We start from the raw sequence: 16,985 nt of genomic DNA, 5'->3' as shown, positions 1-16,985 counted from the left end.
GTTGGCGATAACGCTAGCCCAAAACGCCGAGGGCGGTGAGTTGCGAGGAGAGCCCTGCGCCGTCCGGCGCGTACACCCACGGCGTCTTCCCGCTGCCCGGGTGTCCACCGTGTCTACGGCCGCCGGCGAAGACCGCCTCAGAGGTCGACAGCTGGCGAATCGCCACCGCGATCACCCGTTCGGGATGCCGCTCGACGAACGAGCCGTAGATGTCCTCGTCGTGCTGACCGTCGTCACCGATGAGAAGCCACCGCAGATCGGGAAAGTCGACGGCGAGCCGCTCGAGGTTCTCTTCCTTGTGCGCTCTGCCGCTGCGGAACAACCGGTCGTGGGTGGGTCCCCAGTCGGTGAGGAGCAGAGCTCCCTGTGGGTAGAGGTTCCTGGTCATGAAGCGAGTCAACGTCGGCGCCACGTTCCAGGCGCCGGTCGACAGGTAGATGATCGGGGCGCCAGGGTTGGCTTTGGCGAGGCGGTCGTACAGCACAGGCATGCCCGGCACGGCGTTGCGCGCATGCTCATCGAGCACGAAGGTGTTCCAGGCGGCGAGGAACGGCCGGGGCAGATACGTGACCATCACCGTGTCGTCGACGTCGGAGACGATGCCGAACCGGGTATTCGGGTCAACGATGAACAGGGGCGCGGTCACCGGCTCGGTATCGGCGGTGCGCAGCAAGAGCTCATGCCAGCCTGGTTCGAGCGACGCCTCGACGCGGGCGTCGACTACTCCGCCGCGGTCCACCATGACCTCGTGCTCGATCCCGCCGATCGTGACGATCACCGGCCCGTCATTCACCGGAATGCTGAAGAAACTGCGCCAGCCGCGCACGCGCTCGTAGCGGTGTCGGTCGGAGGCATCCGGTTTGGTGAGAACGACCCGGCAGAGCACCCTCGCCCAGCCCGGCGCTCCATAGGCGGAATACGGGATGACGGTGGTGACGAGGCCACGTTTGCGTCCGCGGCGTGCACGGTACTCGTGGAACCGGTCTTCGATGCGTGCCGCGCGGTGGAGCAGCTGCGGCGCGCGCTCGGCGGGGGAACGCGCCTTGCGTGAGCGTGGCATTGCTCAATTCTGGCACGCGCGACGTGCGGCTCGGTGATGAACGCGGGTTATGCGACGAGCGGCTCGATCAGATACGGCCCGTTGTTCTGCACAGACCCCACCGCCTTGTCGACCTCATGGAAGGTCAACGGCTCGGCGGCCGACGGCGCTGCGGCGGCGATCGCGGCGAGGAGCTCGGCGTCTCCTTCGAAGTACGGATCCAGCCACTCGTCGAGGAATCCGTGGTCGAGAAGCACCGGCATCCGATCATGAATGCCCGCCAGCTGACCGGATGCCGCGGTGGTGAACACCGTCGTGGACAACAACCAGCGCCCGCTGGCACCGGCCGAAGCCGCCGGATTACGCCACCACTCGTAGAGTCCCGCGAACAGCAGCGGCGCGCCATCTGCCGAATGAATGAACATCGGCCGCTTCACGCCGTCGGCGCCGAGCTGCCACTCGTAGTAGCCGGTGGCGGGTATCGCCGCGCGGCGCTTGACGACCGCGTCGCGGAACGCGGGCTTCTCGGCAGCCTCCTCGATCCGCGCGTTGAACATGCGGGAGCCGACCCCCGGATCGGGTGCCCACGACGGCACCAGGCCGAACCTCGCCGCCTCGGCACGCCGCAACGGTTCGGGGTTCTCGGGCTGGTCCTTGGGAATGGCATCGATCAGCACGAGCACCGGATCGGTCGGGGCGATATTCCAGGACGGACCGGGCAAACCGTCGGCCACTAGATCGACGTCGAAAAGTCCAACCAAATTTTCTGTCGTGTCTGACACGACGAACCGTCCGCACATGAGAACATTCTGCCAAGTACCTCCGACACCCGAAGCCGTGAGAGATATTCCCCCGAGACTCCGTGTGCGCGGTATATTCAGGTTCTACTGACGAAGGAGTTCCCCGTGACGGCACGCGACTTCAGCACAGCACTTCCCTCGGGAACCACCCTGATCCGCAACGAGCCGGTGCAAGCGCGAAGCACCGCCCGGCTCACCGCGCTGCTGGATGCCGCGGCGTCGGTGATCGACAAGATCGGGTACGAGCGACTCACCACCGCCATGGTGGCCGACGGGGCCGGGGCATCCATCGGCACCGTCTACCGCTACTTCCCCGATCGCATTGCGGTCCTGCAAGCGCTGTCGGTGCGCAACTTCGAGCGCCTGCACGACCGCTTAATCAGCGCGTTGAACGAGGGCGAGTTCAGCACCTGGCACGAGGCGCTGTTGGGGCTGTTCGACGTGTTCGTCGACGCCTTCCGCACCGAGCCGGGTTTCCGCTCGCTGCGCGTCGGCGACGTGCTCGACCTGCGACCGGCTGCCGACGAGGAGACCGGATACGGCCGTCTCGCCGAGCTCATGCTCGACGAACTCGCCAGGCGGTTCAACCTCGCCATCACCGATGAAGCCCACTTCGCGTACAACGCGTCGATGCACGTGACCGACGCGCTGGTTGCCCGGGCCTTCGCGCGCGACCCGAAGGGTGACCCGCGGTACCTGAACCTCGGCCGAGAGGCCATCGGAGCCCTGCTGGAGCCGCATTTCGGCTGATGATCGAGTTCCACGCCGTTTCGAAGCGTTTCCCCGACGGCACACTCGCGGTCGAGGAGTTCAGCCTCGTCATCCCGTCCCACAAAACAACGGTGCTGGTCGGATCGTCCGGCTCCGGCAAGACGACTTTGTTGCGCATGATCAACCGCATGGTCGACCCGTCCACCGGTCACATCGAGATCGACGGCCAGAACGTATCGGATGAACCCGCGGTGGCTCTCCGCCGCCGGATCGGCTACGTCATGCAGAACAGCGGTCTGCTGCCGCATCGCTCCGTGGTCGACAATGTCGCCACCGTGCCGCGCTTGAACGGGGTATCGAAGCGAGACTCGCGGCGGCGCGCCCTGGAACTGCTCGAGGTCGTGGGCCTGGACCGTGCTCTCGCCGACCGGTATCCCAGCCAGTTGTCCGGCGGGCAGCAACAACGAGTCGGGGTTGCCAGGGGACTCGCATCCGACCCGAACATCCTGCTGATGGATGAGCCCTTCGGTGCTGTCGACCCGATCGTGCGCGCCGACCTGCAGCAGGAACTGATCCGCTTGCAGCGCGAGCTGGACAAGACGGTCGTCTTCGTCACGCATGACATCGACGAGGCGTTCCTGCTGGGGGACCAGGTGGTGATCCTCGGCAAGGGCGCGCAGATCGTGCAGCAGGGGTCACCGAGCGAAATCATCGCCGATCCCGTCGACGACTTTGTCGCCACCTTCATCGGCGCGGAACGCGGCAAGCGAGCCCTGAGCATCCGTGACACTCCAACCGGGCAGGTGCTGGTCGACGCGGAAGGACGCACCCAAGGTCGCCTCGTCGGCGGGCAGAGTCGGCCGTGAACTGGCTCGGCTCCAACCTCGACTTGATCTGGCAGCTGACTCTGGATCATTTGCGGCTCAGCGCCATCCCGATTGTGCTCGGGTTCATCATCGCGGTGCCGCTCGGCTGGGCAGCCTGGCGATACGGCGTGATTCGCCCCGCCGTGCTCACCGCGGTCGGTCTGCTCTACACGATTCCGTCGCTTGCCCTGTTCGTGCTGCTGCCGCCGATCCTCGGCATCAGCTTCCTCAGCGAGCTGAACGTCATCATCGCGTTGACCGTGTACGCCGTCGCACTGATGGTGCGGTCGGTGACGGATGCGTTGGGCTCGGTGGAACCGGACGTGCGGCAATCCGCCACGGCCGTCGGCTTCAACGGCTGGGGCCGGTTCTGGATGGTGGAGTTCCCGCTAGCGGGTCCGGTTCTGCTGGCCGGCCTCCGCGTGGTGTCCGTGAGCACCGTGAGCCTGGTCACCGTGGGGGTGCTGGTCGGAGCCGACAGTCTCGGATACCTCTTTACCAACGGGCTGCAGCGCGGAATCGCGGTGGAGATCCTGACCGGGATCGTGATGACGATGCTGGTCGCGGTGCTCTTCGACGTGGTGCTGGTGCTGCTCGGCCGGGTGCTGATGCCGTGGAACCGGCAGCAGAGCGCCGCCGCCAGACGATTCCTAATCGGCACATGACCCTGTTCATGGAGGCGCTGGCGTGGCTGTTCGCACCCGAGCAGCGGATGGGGGCGAACGGTATCCCCAACCGGCTCGCCGAGCACCTCGGATACACCGCACTCAGCCTGCTCATCGCCGCCGTGATCGCCATCCCGATCGGCTGGCTCATCGGACACACCGGTCGCGGCAGACAGCTGGCGATCGGGCTGTCTGGAGCTGCCAGAGCGCTGCCCTCGCTCGGGCTGATCACCATCCTCGCCTTGCTGATGGGACTCAGCGAGGTACCAGCCCTGATCGTGCTGGTCGTGCTGGCGATCCCGTCGATCCTGGCGGGCGCATACGCCGGTGTCGAGGCTGTCGACCCGTCGACGGTGGATGCAGCCCGCGCGGTCGGAATGACCGAGTGGCAGGTGCTCGGCAAGGTCGAGATCCCGTTGGGGCTGCCCATCCTGATCGGTGGCCTGCGGAACGCCGCCCTGCAGGTGGTGGCGACCGCGACCCTTGCCGCATACATTGGCCTCGGCGGGCTGGGGCGGTACATTTTTTCAGGACTGAGTACTCGCAATTTCGAGGTCATGCTCGGCGGTGCCATCCTGGTGGCCGTGCTGGCGCTCGTGCTTGAAGGCGTTTTTTCGCTGGTGCAACGAATGGTGGCTGTGCCCACCAGATGAGGAGTCACACGATGATCACCCAGGCATCCACGCGGGGGCGTTTCGCCATCGCCGCCGCCGTCGCAGGTGCGGCGCTGCTGCTCGCGGGCTGCGGCTCATCCGACCCGCTGCAAGCGCCCGAGGACACGTCGGCCAGCGACACGATTGTCGTGGGGTCGCAGGCGTACTACTCCAACGAGATCATCGCCGAGATCTACGCGCAGGCACTCGAAGCCAACGGCTTCGAGGTGGAACGCGAGTTCAACATCGGCCAGCGTGACGCGTACATCCCCGAGCTCGAGAGCGGCAACGTTGACGTGTTCCCGGAGTACACCGGCAACCTGCTGCAGTTCTACGACAAGGAAACCACGGCACGCTCGACCGACGACGTGTATGCCGCACTGGCCGACGCGCTGCCCGAGGAACTGAAAGTCCTCGACCAGGCCGAGGCCACCGACCAGGACTCCTACGTGGTCACGCAGCAGTTCTCTGACGAGAACAGTGTCACCAGCCTTGAAGACCTCGCCGCGGTGACGACCCCACTGACCCTGGGCGGCAACTCCGAACTGGAGACCCGCCCGTACGGGCCGACCGGACTGCTGGAGACCTACGGCGTGACCGTGGCATTCACCCCCATCGAAGACAGCGGCGGACCGCTCACGATCCAGGCGCTCACCGATGGCCAAGTGCAGATGGTCAACATCTTCTCCGCGTCGCCCGCGATCGGAACCGAGGGCCTCGTGGTGCTGGATGACCCGAAGTCGTTGTTCCTTGCCTCGCACGTGGTGCCGCTCGTGTCGAGCGACCTCGACGACAAGGCGGCCGAGGTGATCAACGCGGTGCAGGCCCAGCTGAGCGCCGCCGACCTCGTCGCCATGAACGCCCGCAGCTCGATCGACCAGGAGTCAACCGACACCATCGCCACCGACTGGCTGACCGAGAAGGGCCTGTTCGACTAGCCGGAGCACCGTCGAAGGAGACGTGGGCTCAGGTTCATCTGCCCGGGAATCCCGCGCCTCGCAGTTGTTTGTGCGCCTGAACGATCGCCAGCGCGTGCGACTGCGGGCAGCGGGCGTCTCCCCGTTCGTGGCTGATCGCAACTGCGGGCCGCGCGCGCGGGTTCGAGTCGCGTCGAGATGCTTCGTTCCGACGTGGGCGCCGCTGAAGTCCGTCATTCGGTCCTTAAACCGGCGCGCATAGGACCAAACGCCAGACCTCACCGCTCACTCGACTCGCCGACGCAGCACGTCGCAGCACCGTCGCAAACCGGAGGCGCGCTCCGACCCGTGGACGGGTAGCGTGTGACGTGGGCACATCCCGCCCACCGCACAGCCGTTCACAAGACGGTCGACAAAGGAGTACGACCCATGACCCTCACGCACCCTTCTCCGACACAGGATGTGCTGGCCACGGCCGCCTTCGACCACGAGCGCGTGCTCATCACCACCGGCCCGCGGTCCGGCCTCACGATCTGCGTGGCGGTGCATTCCACCAAGCTCGGACAGGCCCTCGGGGGCGCCCGCGTCTGGCAGTACGACAGCTGGGCGGATGCGCTCTACGACGCGCTGCGGCTCTCCAGCGCGATGACGCTGAAGAACGCCGTCGCCGGCATCAACCGCGGCGGAGGCAAGTCGGTGGTCTACGTGCCACGCGGTGTCACCCTCGACGCCGAGCGCACCCGCAACGCGATGCTCGACCTGGGCGACGCGGTGGAGAGCCTCAGTGGCGCGTACATGACCGCCGAGGATGTCGGCACCAGCGCGGAGCTGATGGCGGTGGTCGCGGAGCGCACCGCGCACGTCTGCGGGCTGCCACCGGAACAGGGCGGCGTCGGGGAACCGGCGGATGCCACCGCTGCCGGTGTCTACGCCGGACTGCAGAGCACCCTCGAGGCGCTGTTCGGCAGTCGCGACGTGGCCGGCCGTCACATCGTGATCGCCGGTCTGGGGCAGGTCGGTGGCCGGCTCGCGCGTCATCTCGCCGCCGACGGTGCCATGCTGACCGTCGCCGACGTGAACCCGGCCAGACGGGAACTCGCCGATCAGCTCGGTGCCGCCTGGGTCGATCCGGCCGACGCGCACCGCGTGAAAGCCGACCTGTTCGTGCCGTGCGGTCTCGGCGGCGTGCTGACGCCGACGGTGATCGATGAACTTCAGGTCTCCGGAGTCGTCGGTGCCGCCAACAACCAACTGGCGTCACGGGACTGCGCCGCGCGGCTGCGGGAACGCGGCATCCTGTGGGCTCCCGACTTCGTAGTCAACGGCGGCGGCGTGATCTTCCTTGCGCTCGCCTCCGAAGGCGCCGACCAGGCTCGAATCGACGCCAGGGTGAACGCGATCGGCGACACCATCGCGGCGATCTACCGCGAGGCCGACGCGAACGACATCACCACGCTCGACGCGGCCGAACGCATCGCACGGTCCCGGCTGGAGGCTTAATCCTCGAGAGCGTCGGGGTTGGGCTCGCCAGGGTGCGCCATGTGGCGCGCCTGGCTGGCCTGAAGCACCTTCTTCACGATCAGCACCACGATCACGAATATCGCGATGATGCCCACGAACACGTACCCGGCGAAGTGCAATTGGTTGGAGATCAGCTCCCGGGTCACCCCACCAGCGGTGGCACCCACCGAGACGTATGCCACCGCCCACAGGGTGCACGCGGGGATCGTCCAGGCCATGAACTTGCGGTAGCGCATCGTGCTCATGCCCACGGTGAGCGGCACCAGGGAGTGCAGCACGGGCAGGAATCGGGAGACGAACACGGCGATCCCGCCACGCCGGTCGAGGTAGTGCTCGGCGCGCATCCAGTGGTCCTCGCCGATGCGGCGGCCGACAGCCGAGTGGCGGATCTTAGGCCCGAAGTACCGCCCGAGCGCGAACCCGATACTCTCCCCGGCCAGTGACCCGGCGATCACGGTCAGGATCAGGGCGATGTACTGGGTGGGATTCTCGAACGGGTTCTGGGTGGCGAGCGCGGCGACGATCACGATGGAGTCGCCGGGGATGATCAGCCCGATCAGAACGGATGTCTCAAGAAGCACACCGATTCCGGCGAGAAGAATACGCAGCACCGGATCCACGGCTTGCACGGTGTCCAGGATCCAGCTGAGCGCTTCGTTCACGGTGCGAGCCTAACGGCCGCAGGTTACGGCGTCTGCGGGAAAGGGCGTCGCAACGCATCGAGCTTCGTTCGCCAGAGTGCCAGCCGACCGGGCAGTTCGGCCGGGGCCGGGCCGTCCACCCAGTGGGTGACGATTCGGATTCCGTGCAGCGCGTTCACGGCCCACACCTCGAGCCCGTCCAGCTCGTCCGGCGTCACCGACTCATGCAGCACGTCGACGCCGAGCGCGGTCGCGACGCCCACGATCACGGTGGCCGTGACACTGTCCACGCGGGCCAGCTCCGACGAGGGCACGCACAGCGCATCGCCACGCCACCAGATGATGGCCGTGGTCGCCCCGTCGACGATGAAACCGTCGGGGGAGAGGATGACGGTGTCGTCGGCGCCCCGTGCCTGCGCGGCCGTGCGCAACCCGGTGAGGGCGGCCAGGTCCGGGCCCTTCACCGCGGGGGTGGTGCGGGGGTCGGCGCCGTGGTGGCTGGCGAGCCTGATCGACCGATGGCGTTCCGGCGCTGGCCGCACCCGCGCGACCAGCCGCGGCGCGCCGCCAGACAGCTGCAGTTCAACCCGGGGGAACCAGTCCCCGGTGCGCGGGATGCCGGCGATCGCGGCATCCCAGAACGCCGCGATCTCCGATTCGGCCACGTGGTCGCGCGCGGTGCGGGTGAACCGCTGCCGGTGCAGGTCGAGTGCAAGGCTCGTGCCCTCTGTGACCAGCCACGAGTCCGCGACGGCGAGGCGCACCTCGGTCATGTCGCAGTACTCCAGGGGCTGCAGTCGGCCGTCGTGCCAGCGGGCGATCGCGGCGGGCGTGGAATCGTCGGTCATCGGCCTGCTCTCATAAGCTCAGGCTATGCGCCAGCGGCTCCTCACCTGTCCATTGGGGTTCCCGGTGACCGCGTCGACCGCCTTCCAAACCCTTTACGCATCCGCCGAGAACGCGTTCTGGCTCGACAGCTCATCCGGGGCGCCCGGAACCCGCAGTTATCTCGGCAGTGCCACCCGCACCCTGACCAGCCGGAGCACCGACGCGACGGTGTTCGATGCGCTGCGCGCGGGTGTGGCCGCACACCCCGTTGCGCCGGCGGGGGATGGGTTCGCTCTCGGCTGGGTCGGCTGGCTCGGCTACGAGCTTCGCGGAGGCACCACCGCCGAACCCGTCGCCCATGCCCCGGCGCAGCCCACCGCGGCATTTCTCTGGGCGGATCGCGCGCTCGAGATCGACCACAGCACGGGAGAGGTCACGCTGCTGGCACTCGGTGATCAGTGGGAGGGCGAGCTGCGAGTCTGGCGTGACGAGGTGACTGAGGCGCTGCGACATCCGATCGAGCATGATTTCGATCGACCTGCGACGGGCACCAAGCCTGTTACGACCGGTGCGGCGGCCTGGCGGTACTCGGACGAGCGCTACCTGGCGATGATCGGGGAATGCCAGCGCGCCATCCGGGCGGGCGACGCCTACCAGTTGTGTCTCACCAGTGAGGCGTTCGTTGAGACCAGCGCCGACCCGCTGGCCGTGTATCTCGCGCTCAGGCGGGCCAGCCCCGTGCCTCACGGGGGATTCATCAGGGTGGGCGAGGTGGCTCTGCTGAGCGCTTCTCCCGAGCAATTCCTCGCGGTGAGCCCTGACGGCGTCGTCGAGTCGAAACCGATCAAGGGCACCAGGGCGCGCGGCGGCACCGCCGAGGCGGACGAACGGCTGCGGGCCGAGCTGCTCGCAAGCGACAAGGAACGCGCCGAGAACCTGATGATCGTCGACCTGATGCGCAACGACATCGGGAGGGTCAGCGAGGTGGGGTCGGTGAGCGTGCCGAGCCTGCTTGCGGTGGAGAGCTACGCCCAGGTGCACCAGCTGGTCAGCACGGTGCGCGGCCGGCTGGCGCCGGGCCTCGACGGAATCGACGCCGTCGTGTCCTGCTTCCCGGCGGGATCGATGACCGGGGCACCCAAACTCAGCGCCACCCGCATCCTGGACCGGCTCGAAGACCGGCCGCGCGGCATCTATTCCGGGGCGTTCGGCTACTTTGGCCTGGACGGACGCGTCGATCTGGCGATGGTGATCCGGTCAATCGTCATCGACCCGAGCGGCGCCACGGTCGGCGCGGGCGGCGGCATCACCGCCCTGTCGGTGCCGGAGGAGGAGCTGGCCGAGGTGAAGCTCAAGGCCGAGGCGCTGCTCGCGGTGCTCGGTGCCGCAGCTGGCTAACAGCGGGTGTATGGCGGCACCCAGTAGTCTTGTTGATCGGGTTCTCCTCGCTTGCGCGCTGTGACAGCGGCCGGGGATTTTTCCCACCCAGTCGATGATTGAGAGTTACGTGGCACACGAGCAAGACAGCAGGGCCGTAGCGTCCGAGGCACCCGAGTACGACATCGCCAGCATCCAGGAGAAGTGGCTCGCGGTCTGGGATGAGTTGAAGCCGTTCGCAACCGACGCCGACGACAGCCGGCCGCGCAAGTACGTGCTCGACATGTTCCCGTACCCCTCCGGCGACCTGCACATGGGGCACGCCGAGGCCTACGCGCTGGGGGATGTCATCGCCCGGTACTGGCGCCAGCAGGGCTTCAACGTGCTGCACCCGATCGGCTGGGACTCGTTCGGGCTGCCCGCCGAGAACGCGGCCATCAAGCGCGGCGTGAACCCTCGTGACTGGACCTACGAGAACATCGAGCAGCAGAAGGCGTCGATGCGCCGGTACGCGCCATCCTTCGACTGGGATCGCGAACTGCACACCAGCGACCCCGAGTACTACAAGTGGAACCAGTGGCTGTTCCTCAAGATGTACGAGAAGGGCCTGGCGTACCGCAAGGACAGCTGGGTCAACTGGGACCCGGTAGACCAGACCGTGCTCGCCAACGAGCAGGTGCTCGCCGACGGCACCTCCGAGCGGTCCGGCGCCATTGTGGTGAAGAAGAAGCTGACCCAGTGGTACTTCAAGATCACCGACTACGCAGACCGGCTGCTGGATGACCTGAACCAGCTGGAAGGGCACTGGCCGTCCAAGGTCATCTCGATGCAGCGCAACTGGATCGGCCGCTCGATCGGCGCCGACGTGGACTTCGAGATCGAAGGACGTACGGAGAAGGTGACGGTGTTCACCACCCGTCCAGACACCCTGTACGGCGCCACCTTCATGGTCGTCGCCCCTGACTCCGACCTGGCCGCGGAGCTGGTCGCCGGTTCCACGCCCGAGGTGCAGACGACGTTCCGGGACTACCTGGAGCAGGTGCAGAAGGAAACCGAAATCGACCGGCAGGACACCAGCCGGCCGAAGACCGGTGTGTTCCTCGACCGGTTCGCGATCAACCCGCTGAACGGGGAGCGCCTGCCGATCTGGACCGCAGACTACGTGCTGGCCGACTACGGTCACGGCGCCATCATGGCCGTGCCCGCCCACGACCAGCGCGACCTCGACTTCGCCCGCAAGTTCAACCTTCCGGTGCGGGTCGTCGTCGACACCACCGCGCCGGTCACCGGGGCGATCCCCGTGATCGACACCGACCTGAATGGCGACCCTGTGCTGCCGGAGCTGCCGGTGCTTGACCCGGTGGCAACCGGGGAGGCGCTCACCGGCGACGGCCGCCTGATGAACTCCGGGCCGCTCGACGGCCTGAGCAAGCAGCACGCGATCAAGCGCGCCATCGAGGTGCTCGCCGAACGCGGCACGGGCCGGGCCGCGAAGACCTACCGCCTGCGCGACTGGCTGATCTCCCGGCAGCGCTACTGGGGCACGCCCATCCCGATCATCCACGGGCAGGATGGCGAGCTGCACGCGGTGCCCGAGGATCAGCTGCCGGTGCTGCTGCCGCCGACCGAGGGACTCGACCTGCAGCCGAAGGGCTCGTCGCCGCTCGGCGCCGCCGAGGACTGGGTGAATGTGCCGAACCCGGTGGACGGCACTCCGGCGCGCCGTGACCCCGACACCATGGACACCTTCGTCGACAGCTCCTGGTACTTCCTGCGCTTCCTCAACCCGAACGACGACACCCAGGCGTTCGACCCGAAGCAGGCAGACAAGTGGGCCCCCGTCGACCAGTACGTCGGCGGTGTCACCCACGCGATCCTGCACCTGCTCTACGCGCGCTTCATCACCAAGGTGCTGTTCGACCTCGGCTACGTGGGCTTCACCGAGCCGTTCAGCGCTCTGCTCAACCAGGGCATGGTGCTGATGGACGGCGCCGCGATGAGCAAGAGCAAGGGCAACATCGTGCGGCTCAGCGAGCAGCTTGACGAGCACGGCGTCGACGCGGTGCGACTCACCATGGCCTTCGCCGGACCCCCCGAGGACGACATTGACTGGGCGGATGTCTCGCCCGCGGCATCCGCGAAATTCCTGGCCCGCGCCTGGCGGCTGGCGAACGACGTCGCAAGCTCTCCGGACGTGCTCTGGAAGACCGGTGACCTCGCACTGCGCCGCCAGACCCACCGGCTGCTCGCCGACGGGCCTGGGCTCATCGAGGCGTTCAAATTCAACGTGGTTGTCGCCCGCATCATGGAACTGGTGAACGCCACCCGCAAGGTGATCGACACCGGAGCAGGACCCGCGGATGCCGCGGTGCGCGAGGCCACCGAGGCCATCGCGGTGGCGCTCAGCCTGTTCGCGCCGTACACGGCCGAAGAGATGTGGGCGAAGCTCGGCTACGAGCCCAGCGTCGCGTTCGCCGGCTGGCGCAATGCCGACCCGGTGTTGCTGGTGGAGGAGTCGGTCACCTCGATCATCCAGGTCGACGGCAAGGTGCGTGACCGGCTCATGGTGTCGCCGAAGATCAGCGCCGACGAGCTCGAGAAGCTGGCGCGTGGCTCCGCCGCTGTGCAGCGCGCGGTCGGCGATCGGGAGATCGTCAACGTCATCGTGCGCGCGCCGCGAGTCGTCAACATCGCCACCAAGGCGTAAGCGCTCACAGCAGCATCAGTTCGGGCCGTGCGAGAGCGCGGCCCGAACTAGTCTGCGGGCATGACCGTCCCGATCGAACCGCGACCGCTCCGCGCCCGGCTGCGAGTCGGAGTCGGGGCCGCGATCGTGCTGGTGATCGTGGCACTCGGCAGCGCGGTCTTCATCACGGCGATCACCCCGCAGGGCGCGGCGACGACGGTGGCCCCGAACACTGTGTCGCCGAACACCGTGGCACCGAATACCGGGTCTCCAGCGGTGGGGGAAAGCCAGGCGTCGGCAGACGGTGAGGCGTCGGCATCCTCGGCATCCTCGGCATCCGCCATCTTCGTGCACGTGCTCGGATCGGTGCAGACTCCCGGGCTGTACGAACTGCACGAGGGTGCCCGCACGGTCGACGCGGTGGCGGCCGCCGGCGGGTTCGCCGACACCGCCGACACCGGCGGGGTGAACCTGGCGCGCTTCGTGACCGACGGCGAGCAACTGTACGTGCCGGCGCTCGGCGAGGCCGCGCCGCCGGCCGCTCCGGGTGCCGAGGTGCTCGGCAAGGTGAACTTGAACACCGCCGATCTCACCCAGCTGGACACGCTGCCGCGGGTCGGCCCGGCGATGGCCGAACGCATCATCCAGTGGCGCGACGCCAACGGCGGGTTCCAGGTGATCGAAGACCTGATGAGCGTCACCGGCATCGGCCAGAAGACGTTCGACGGGCTGCGCGAGCTGGTGACGACCTGATCGTGCCCGACGTCGGGACGACCTGATCATGCCCGACCTGCGGACGACCTGACCGTGCCGGACCTGCGGCTGGCGGTGCCGGTGGTCGTGGCCTGGGCGGCGGCGGGACTCGGCATCGCCCTCGAACCGCCGTGGCCGGTGGCCATTGCCCTCTGGCTGGCGGCGGCGGGCACGCTGGTGGTCGCGCTGTTGCGCCGGGGCGGGCATGCGCCACTGGTGGCGGTGTGCCTGGCCGCCGCCGCACTAGTCACGTCGGCCGCCGCCGTGCAGCAGCCGGAACGACGCCCCGCCGAGCTTGCCGCGATGGCCGCGGATGGCCGCTACCTGCGCGCGACCGCCGCCGTCACCCGGGTAGTCGGTGACCGGTTCGAGGCCACCCTGGTGGGCGTAAATGCGCCGAACGGCACAACGGTGGCGTTCGGCCGGGTGCCGGTGCTGGTTTTCCATGCGATTCCGGATGACGCGGGCATCGGCTCCACGCTCCACCTCGGTGGCACGATGCAGCCGACCCCGCCGGGGGACGACGTGTCGTTCCTGTACTTCGCCGACCGGGTCACGGTCGCGGCTGCGCCGCCCGCGTTGCTGAGCACGATGAACGGCCTGCGGGCGGCGTTCCTCAGTGCGGCCACGGCGCTGCCGGGGCCGGGCGGGGCGCTGCTGCCCGGGTTGGCGATCGGTGACACCAGCGCGGTACCCGAGGCGCTCGACGCGGACATGAAGACCAGCGCGCTCAGTCACCTGACCGCGGTGTCCGGGGCGAACTGCGCCATCGTGATCGGCCTGATCATGCTGCTCGGCGGGCTGCTCGGGGTTCCGCGCGGCTGGCGGGTGGCGGCATCCGTCGTCGTGCTCGCCGGTTTTGTTCTGTTGGTCACGCCGGAGCCGAGCGTGCTGCGCGCGGCGGTGATGGCGCTGATCGTGCTGGTGACCCTGGCGGTCGGCCGGCCGGTGCATGGACTGCCGGTGCTCGCGGCGGCGGTGATCGTGCTGCTCAGCATCGATCCGTGGCTGAGCCGCAGCTACGGCTTCGCGCTGTCGGTGCACGCCACCGGCGGGCTGCTGCTGTTGTCAGGGCCGCTGGCGGAGCGCCTGGCCCGCTGGATGCCGCGGCCGATCGCCGCGATCATCGCCGTTCCGCTGGCGGCGCAGCTGGCCTGCCAGCCGGTGTTATTGCTGCTGGAGCCGTCCATCCCGGTGTACGGCGTGCTGGCCAATGTTCTGGCCGGGCCGGCGGCTCCGGTGGCGACCGTGCTGGGCTCGCTGGCCTGCGTGCTGTTACCGCTCTGGCCCTGGCTCGGTGCCGTGCTCACCCAGCTGGCCTGGCTGCCGGCGACCTGGATCGCCACGGTGGCGGAGCGGCTCGCCGGGCTGCCCGCCGCCCGCCTGCCGTGGCCGGAGGGCGCGATCGGGCTGGGGTTGCTGCTGCTGATCACCGCGGCGGCGCTGCTGGCGCTGCTGACGGCGCGCTGGCGTCGACCCGCGGCGCTGCTGGTTGCCGTGCTGGTCGTCGGCACCCTCGGCGGCACCACCGGGGCGAGGCTGCTGCAGCGCGCCGGCCAACCGCAGCACTGGCAGATCGCGGTGTGTGACGTCGGCCAGGGCGACGCCGTGCTGGTGCGAAGCGGGGCGGCGACCGCGCTGATCGACACCGGACCGGATCCGGCGCTGCTGACCGCCTGCCTCGATCAACTCGGCATCGCCCGGGTGAGCCTGCTGGTGCTCACCCACTTCGACCTCGATCACGTCGGCGGAGCCGCCGCGATGATCGGCCGAGCCGACCACGCCCTGGTCGGCCCGCCGGACGCCCCATCGGATCACGCGCTGCTCGCCGAGATCCAGCGCGGCGGTGCCCCGCTGCAGGCCGCGGCCGCCGGGCAGCACGGCAGGCTCGGCGAGCTGCGCTGGCGGGTGCTCTGGCCGACCGGGGCCGTCGAGGAGCCCGGCAACGACGCGAGCGTCACCGTCAGCTTCGACGGGGTCGGCGACTGCGCAAACGGATGTCTCAGTTCTCTGTTCCTCGGAGACCTCGGCGCCACCGCGCAGGCCCGGCTGCTCGCGGCGGGAGGAATCGCACCGGTCGACGTGGTGAAGGTCAGCCATCATGGCTCGGCCGACCAGCACCCGGAGCTGTACGCTCGCGCGCGGGCCGCACTGGGAGTGATCGGCGTCGGCGCAGACAACGGCTACGGACATCCGACCGACGACCTGCTCAGCCTGCTGCAGCGCACCGGAACCGCCGTGGCACGCACCGATCGGAGCGGACTGCTGCTGATCGCGCCGACGTCGGTGCCCGGCACCGTCGAGCTGTGGACCGAGCGGGCGGCGCCGGATGACAGCCCCACAGAATAGGCTGGGGATGCTCGAAAGGAGTCTTGTGGCAGCCAAGCCCGCAGCCTCGAAAAAGGTAGCCATCCCGCAGCTCAGCTGGCACCAGGTGCGCCCGGCGCCCGTGGTGCTCATCTCCGGCACCGAGGCCTTCCTCGCCGACCGGGCGCTGCGGTTGCTGCGTGACGGACTGCGCACCGTCGACCCCAGCCTCGAGGTCAGCGACGTGGACGCTGCCAGCTATGCGCCCGGTGAGCTGCTCACCCTCGCCAGCCCCTCGCTGTTCGCCGAACCACGCCTGATCCGGGTCAGCAATGTCGAGAAGTGCAGCGACGCCTTCCTGCTCGAGATGCTCGACTACCTCGGCTCGCCCGCCGACGACACCGTGGTCGCGCTGCGGCACGGCGGGGGAGTGCGCGGCAAGAAACTGCTCGACGCGATCCGGGCAGGCGGCGGCCAGGCGATCGAGGTGGTCTGCGCCGACTTGAAGAAAGACAGCGACCGGTACGACTTCGCCGTCGCCGAGTTCAAGACCGCCGGCCGGCCGATCACCCCCGGCGCGTTGCGCGCCATCGTCGGGGCCTTCAGCGACAACCTCTCCGAGCTCGCCACGGCCTGCCAGCAGCTGATCGCCGACAGCGCCAACGAGATCACCGAGACCACGGTCGAGAAGTACTACTCCGGCCGGGTGGAAACCAATGCGTTCAAGGTGGCGGATGCCGCGATCGCCGGCCGGCACGGAGAAGCCCTCGGCCTGCTGCGGCACGCGCTTGCGACCGGCGCCGACCCTGTGCCGATGGTGGCCGCGTTTGCCGCGAAGCTGCGCACGATGGCGAAGGTGTCAGGCGGACACGGCTCGCAGGGCCAACTCGCCTCGCAGTTCGGCATTGCCCCGTGGCAGGTGGAACGAGCCCAGCGCGACCTGCGCGGCTGGACCGACGAGGGCCTCGGCCGCACCATCGAGATGCTCGCCGAGACCGACGCCCAGGTGAAGGGTGCGGGCCGCGACCCGGTCTACGCCCTCGAGCGGATGGTCACCGCCATCGCCCGCAAGGGCCTCTGAGCCCACGCGGCCGGCCCCGAGGGGCGAGCGCAGCGCCCTCCCTCCCGGGCTTTTGAGCCACCCTGTCGTGGTTGAGCCACGGCGCGGTGGCTCAAACACGTCAAACTGGATCAGAAGCGCGCAAGGCCCACCCGGTTGGC

15 protein-coding genes are annotated in these 16,985 nt (G+C 68.5%); 11 read left to right on the top strand and 4 right to left on the bottom strand.

Going from position 1 to position 16,985, the window contains the following annotated elements; genetic code table 11:
- Positions 1–13: 13 nt before the first annotated feature.
- Positions 14–1,060: an App1 family protein gene (locus HCT51_RS09450; protein ID WP_166873148.1), complete on the bottom strand. Its 1,047-nt coding sequence runs from the start codon at positions 1,058–1,060 to the stop codon at positions 14–16.
- A 47-nt stretch (positions 1,061–1,107) separates the two neighbouring features.
- Positions 1,108–1,839, bottom strand: coding sequence for an SOS response-associated peptidase (locus HCT51_RS09445; RefSeq protein ID WP_166873145.1), 732 nt, complete (start codon positions 1,837–1,839; stop codon positions 1,108–1,110).
- Positions 1,840–1,944: 105 nt separating this feature from the next.
- On the opposite strand from HCT51_RS09445, the gene HCT51_RS09440 reads away from it, so the two are divergent.
- From HCT51_RS09440 to HCT51_RS09415, 6 genes are all read left to right on the top strand, one after another.
- Complete coding sequence (locus HCT51_RS09440) at positions 1,945–2,589, top strand: TetR/AcrR family transcriptional regulator (RefSeq protein ID WP_166873142.1); 645 nt, start codon at positions 1,945–1,947, stop codon at positions 2,587–2,589.
- The gene (locus HCT51_RS09435; RefSeq protein ID WP_166873139.1) at positions 2,589–3,416 is read left to right on the top strand and encodes an ABC transporter ATP-binding protein; all 828 of its coding nucleotides are present in this window, start codon (positions 2,589–2,591) and stop codon (positions 3,414–3,416) included. Before HCT51_RS09440 ends, HCT51_RS09435 begins: the two co-directional genes overlap by 1 nt.
- On the top strand, positions 3,413–4,081 hold the full coding sequence (locus HCT51_RS09430) for an ABC transporter permease (RefSeq protein ID WP_166873136.1): 669 nt from the start codon (positions 3,413–3,415) through the stop codon (positions 4,079–4,081). The genes HCT51_RS09435 and HCT51_RS09430 overlap by 4 nt, the downstream gene beginning before the upstream one ends.
- Positions 4,078–4,734, top strand: a complete 657-nt coding sequence (locus tag HCT51_RS09425; RefSeq protein WP_166873133.1) for an ABC transporter permease — start codon at positions 4,078–4,080, stop codon at positions 4,732–4,734. Before HCT51_RS09430 ends, HCT51_RS09425 begins: the two co-directional genes overlap by 4 nt.
- Before the next feature lie 11 nt (positions 4,735–4,745).
- A complete protein-coding gene (locus HCT51_RS09420; RefSeq protein ID WP_166873130.1) occupies positions 4,746–5,672 on the top strand; it encodes an ABC transporter substrate-binding protein in 927 nt (308 codons plus the stop codon).
- A 408-nt stretch (positions 5,673–6,080) separates the two neighbouring features.
- Positions 6,081–7,151 carry a Glu/Leu/Phe/Val dehydrogenase family protein gene (locus HCT51_RS09415; RefSeq protein WP_166873128.1) on the top strand — a complete coding sequence of 357 codons (1,071 nt, stop codon included), beginning with the start codon at positions 6,081–6,083 and terminating at the stop codon, positions 7,149–7,151.
- On the opposite strand, the gene HCT51_RS09410 is transcribed toward HCT51_RS09415, so the two are convergent.
- Both HCT51_RS09410 and HCT51_RS09405 read right to left on the bottom strand, forming a co-directional pair.
- Positions 7,148–7,834: a DedA family protein gene (locus tag HCT51_RS09410; RefSeq protein WP_166873125.1), complete on the bottom strand. Its 687-nt coding sequence runs from the start codon at positions 7,832–7,834 to the stop codon at positions 7,148–7,150. The genes HCT51_RS09415 and HCT51_RS09410 overlap by 4 nt on opposite strands.
- Positions 7,835–7,857: 23 nt before the next feature.
- Positions 7,858–8,661 (bottom strand): aminotransferase class IV, encoded by an 804-nt coding sequence (locus tag HCT51_RS09405; RefSeq protein ID WP_166873120.1) that lies wholly within the window; start codon positions 8,659–8,661, stop codon positions 7,858–7,860.
- Positions 8,662–8,686: 25 nt separating this feature from the next.
- Between HCT51_RS09405 and HCT51_RS09400 the strand changes: the two genes are divergently transcribed.
- The 5 genes from HCT51_RS09400 (at position 8,687) to holA (ending at position 16,845) form a co-directional block, all read left to right on the top strand.
- The gene (locus HCT51_RS09400; RefSeq protein WP_166873117.1) at positions 8,687–10,039 is read left to right on the top strand and encodes an anthranilate synthase component I family protein; all 1,353 of its coding nucleotides are present in this window, start codon (positions 8,687–8,689) and stop codon (positions 10,037–10,039) included.
- A gap of 94 nt (positions 10,040–10,133) precedes the next feature.
- Positions 10,134–12,725 (top strand): leucine--tRNA ligase, encoded by a 2,592-nt coding sequence (gene leuS / locus HCT51_RS09395; RefSeq protein ID WP_166873113.1) that lies wholly within the window; start codon positions 10,134–10,136, stop codon positions 12,723–12,725.
- Between the two features lie 60 nt (positions 12,726–12,785).
- Positions 12,786–13,457 carry a ComEA family DNA-binding protein gene (locus HCT51_RS09390; protein WP_166873110.1) on the top strand — a complete coding sequence of 224 codons (672 nt, stop codon included), beginning with the start codon at positions 12,786–12,788 and terminating at the stop codon, positions 13,455–13,457.
- 54 nt (positions 13,458–13,511) lie between these two features.
- Positions 13,512–15,806 carry a ComEC/Rec2 family competence protein gene (locus tag HCT51_RS09385; protein WP_166873107.1) on the top strand — a complete coding sequence of 765 codons (2,295 nt, stop codon included), beginning with the start codon at positions 13,512–13,514 and terminating at the stop codon, positions 15,804–15,806.
- A 25-nt stretch (positions 15,807–15,831) separates the two neighbouring features.
- On the top strand, positions 15,832–16,845 hold the full coding sequence (gene holA / locus HCT51_RS09380) for a DNA polymerase III subunit delta (RefSeq protein ID WP_224760425.1): 1,014 nt from the start codon (positions 15,832–15,834) through the stop codon (positions 16,843–16,845).
- The last annotated feature ends 140 nt before the right edge of the window (positions 16,846–16,985 follow it).

This window comes from Salinibacterium sp. ZJ450 (genome assembly GCF_011751885.2).
In the GTDB taxonomy this organism is placed as follows: Bacteria; Actinomycetota; Actinomycetes; order Actinomycetales; family Microbacteriaceae; genus Ruicaihuangia.
Note: the sequence above shows the minus strand (reverse complement) of the source record. Positions and strands in the feature narration are given on the sequence as shown.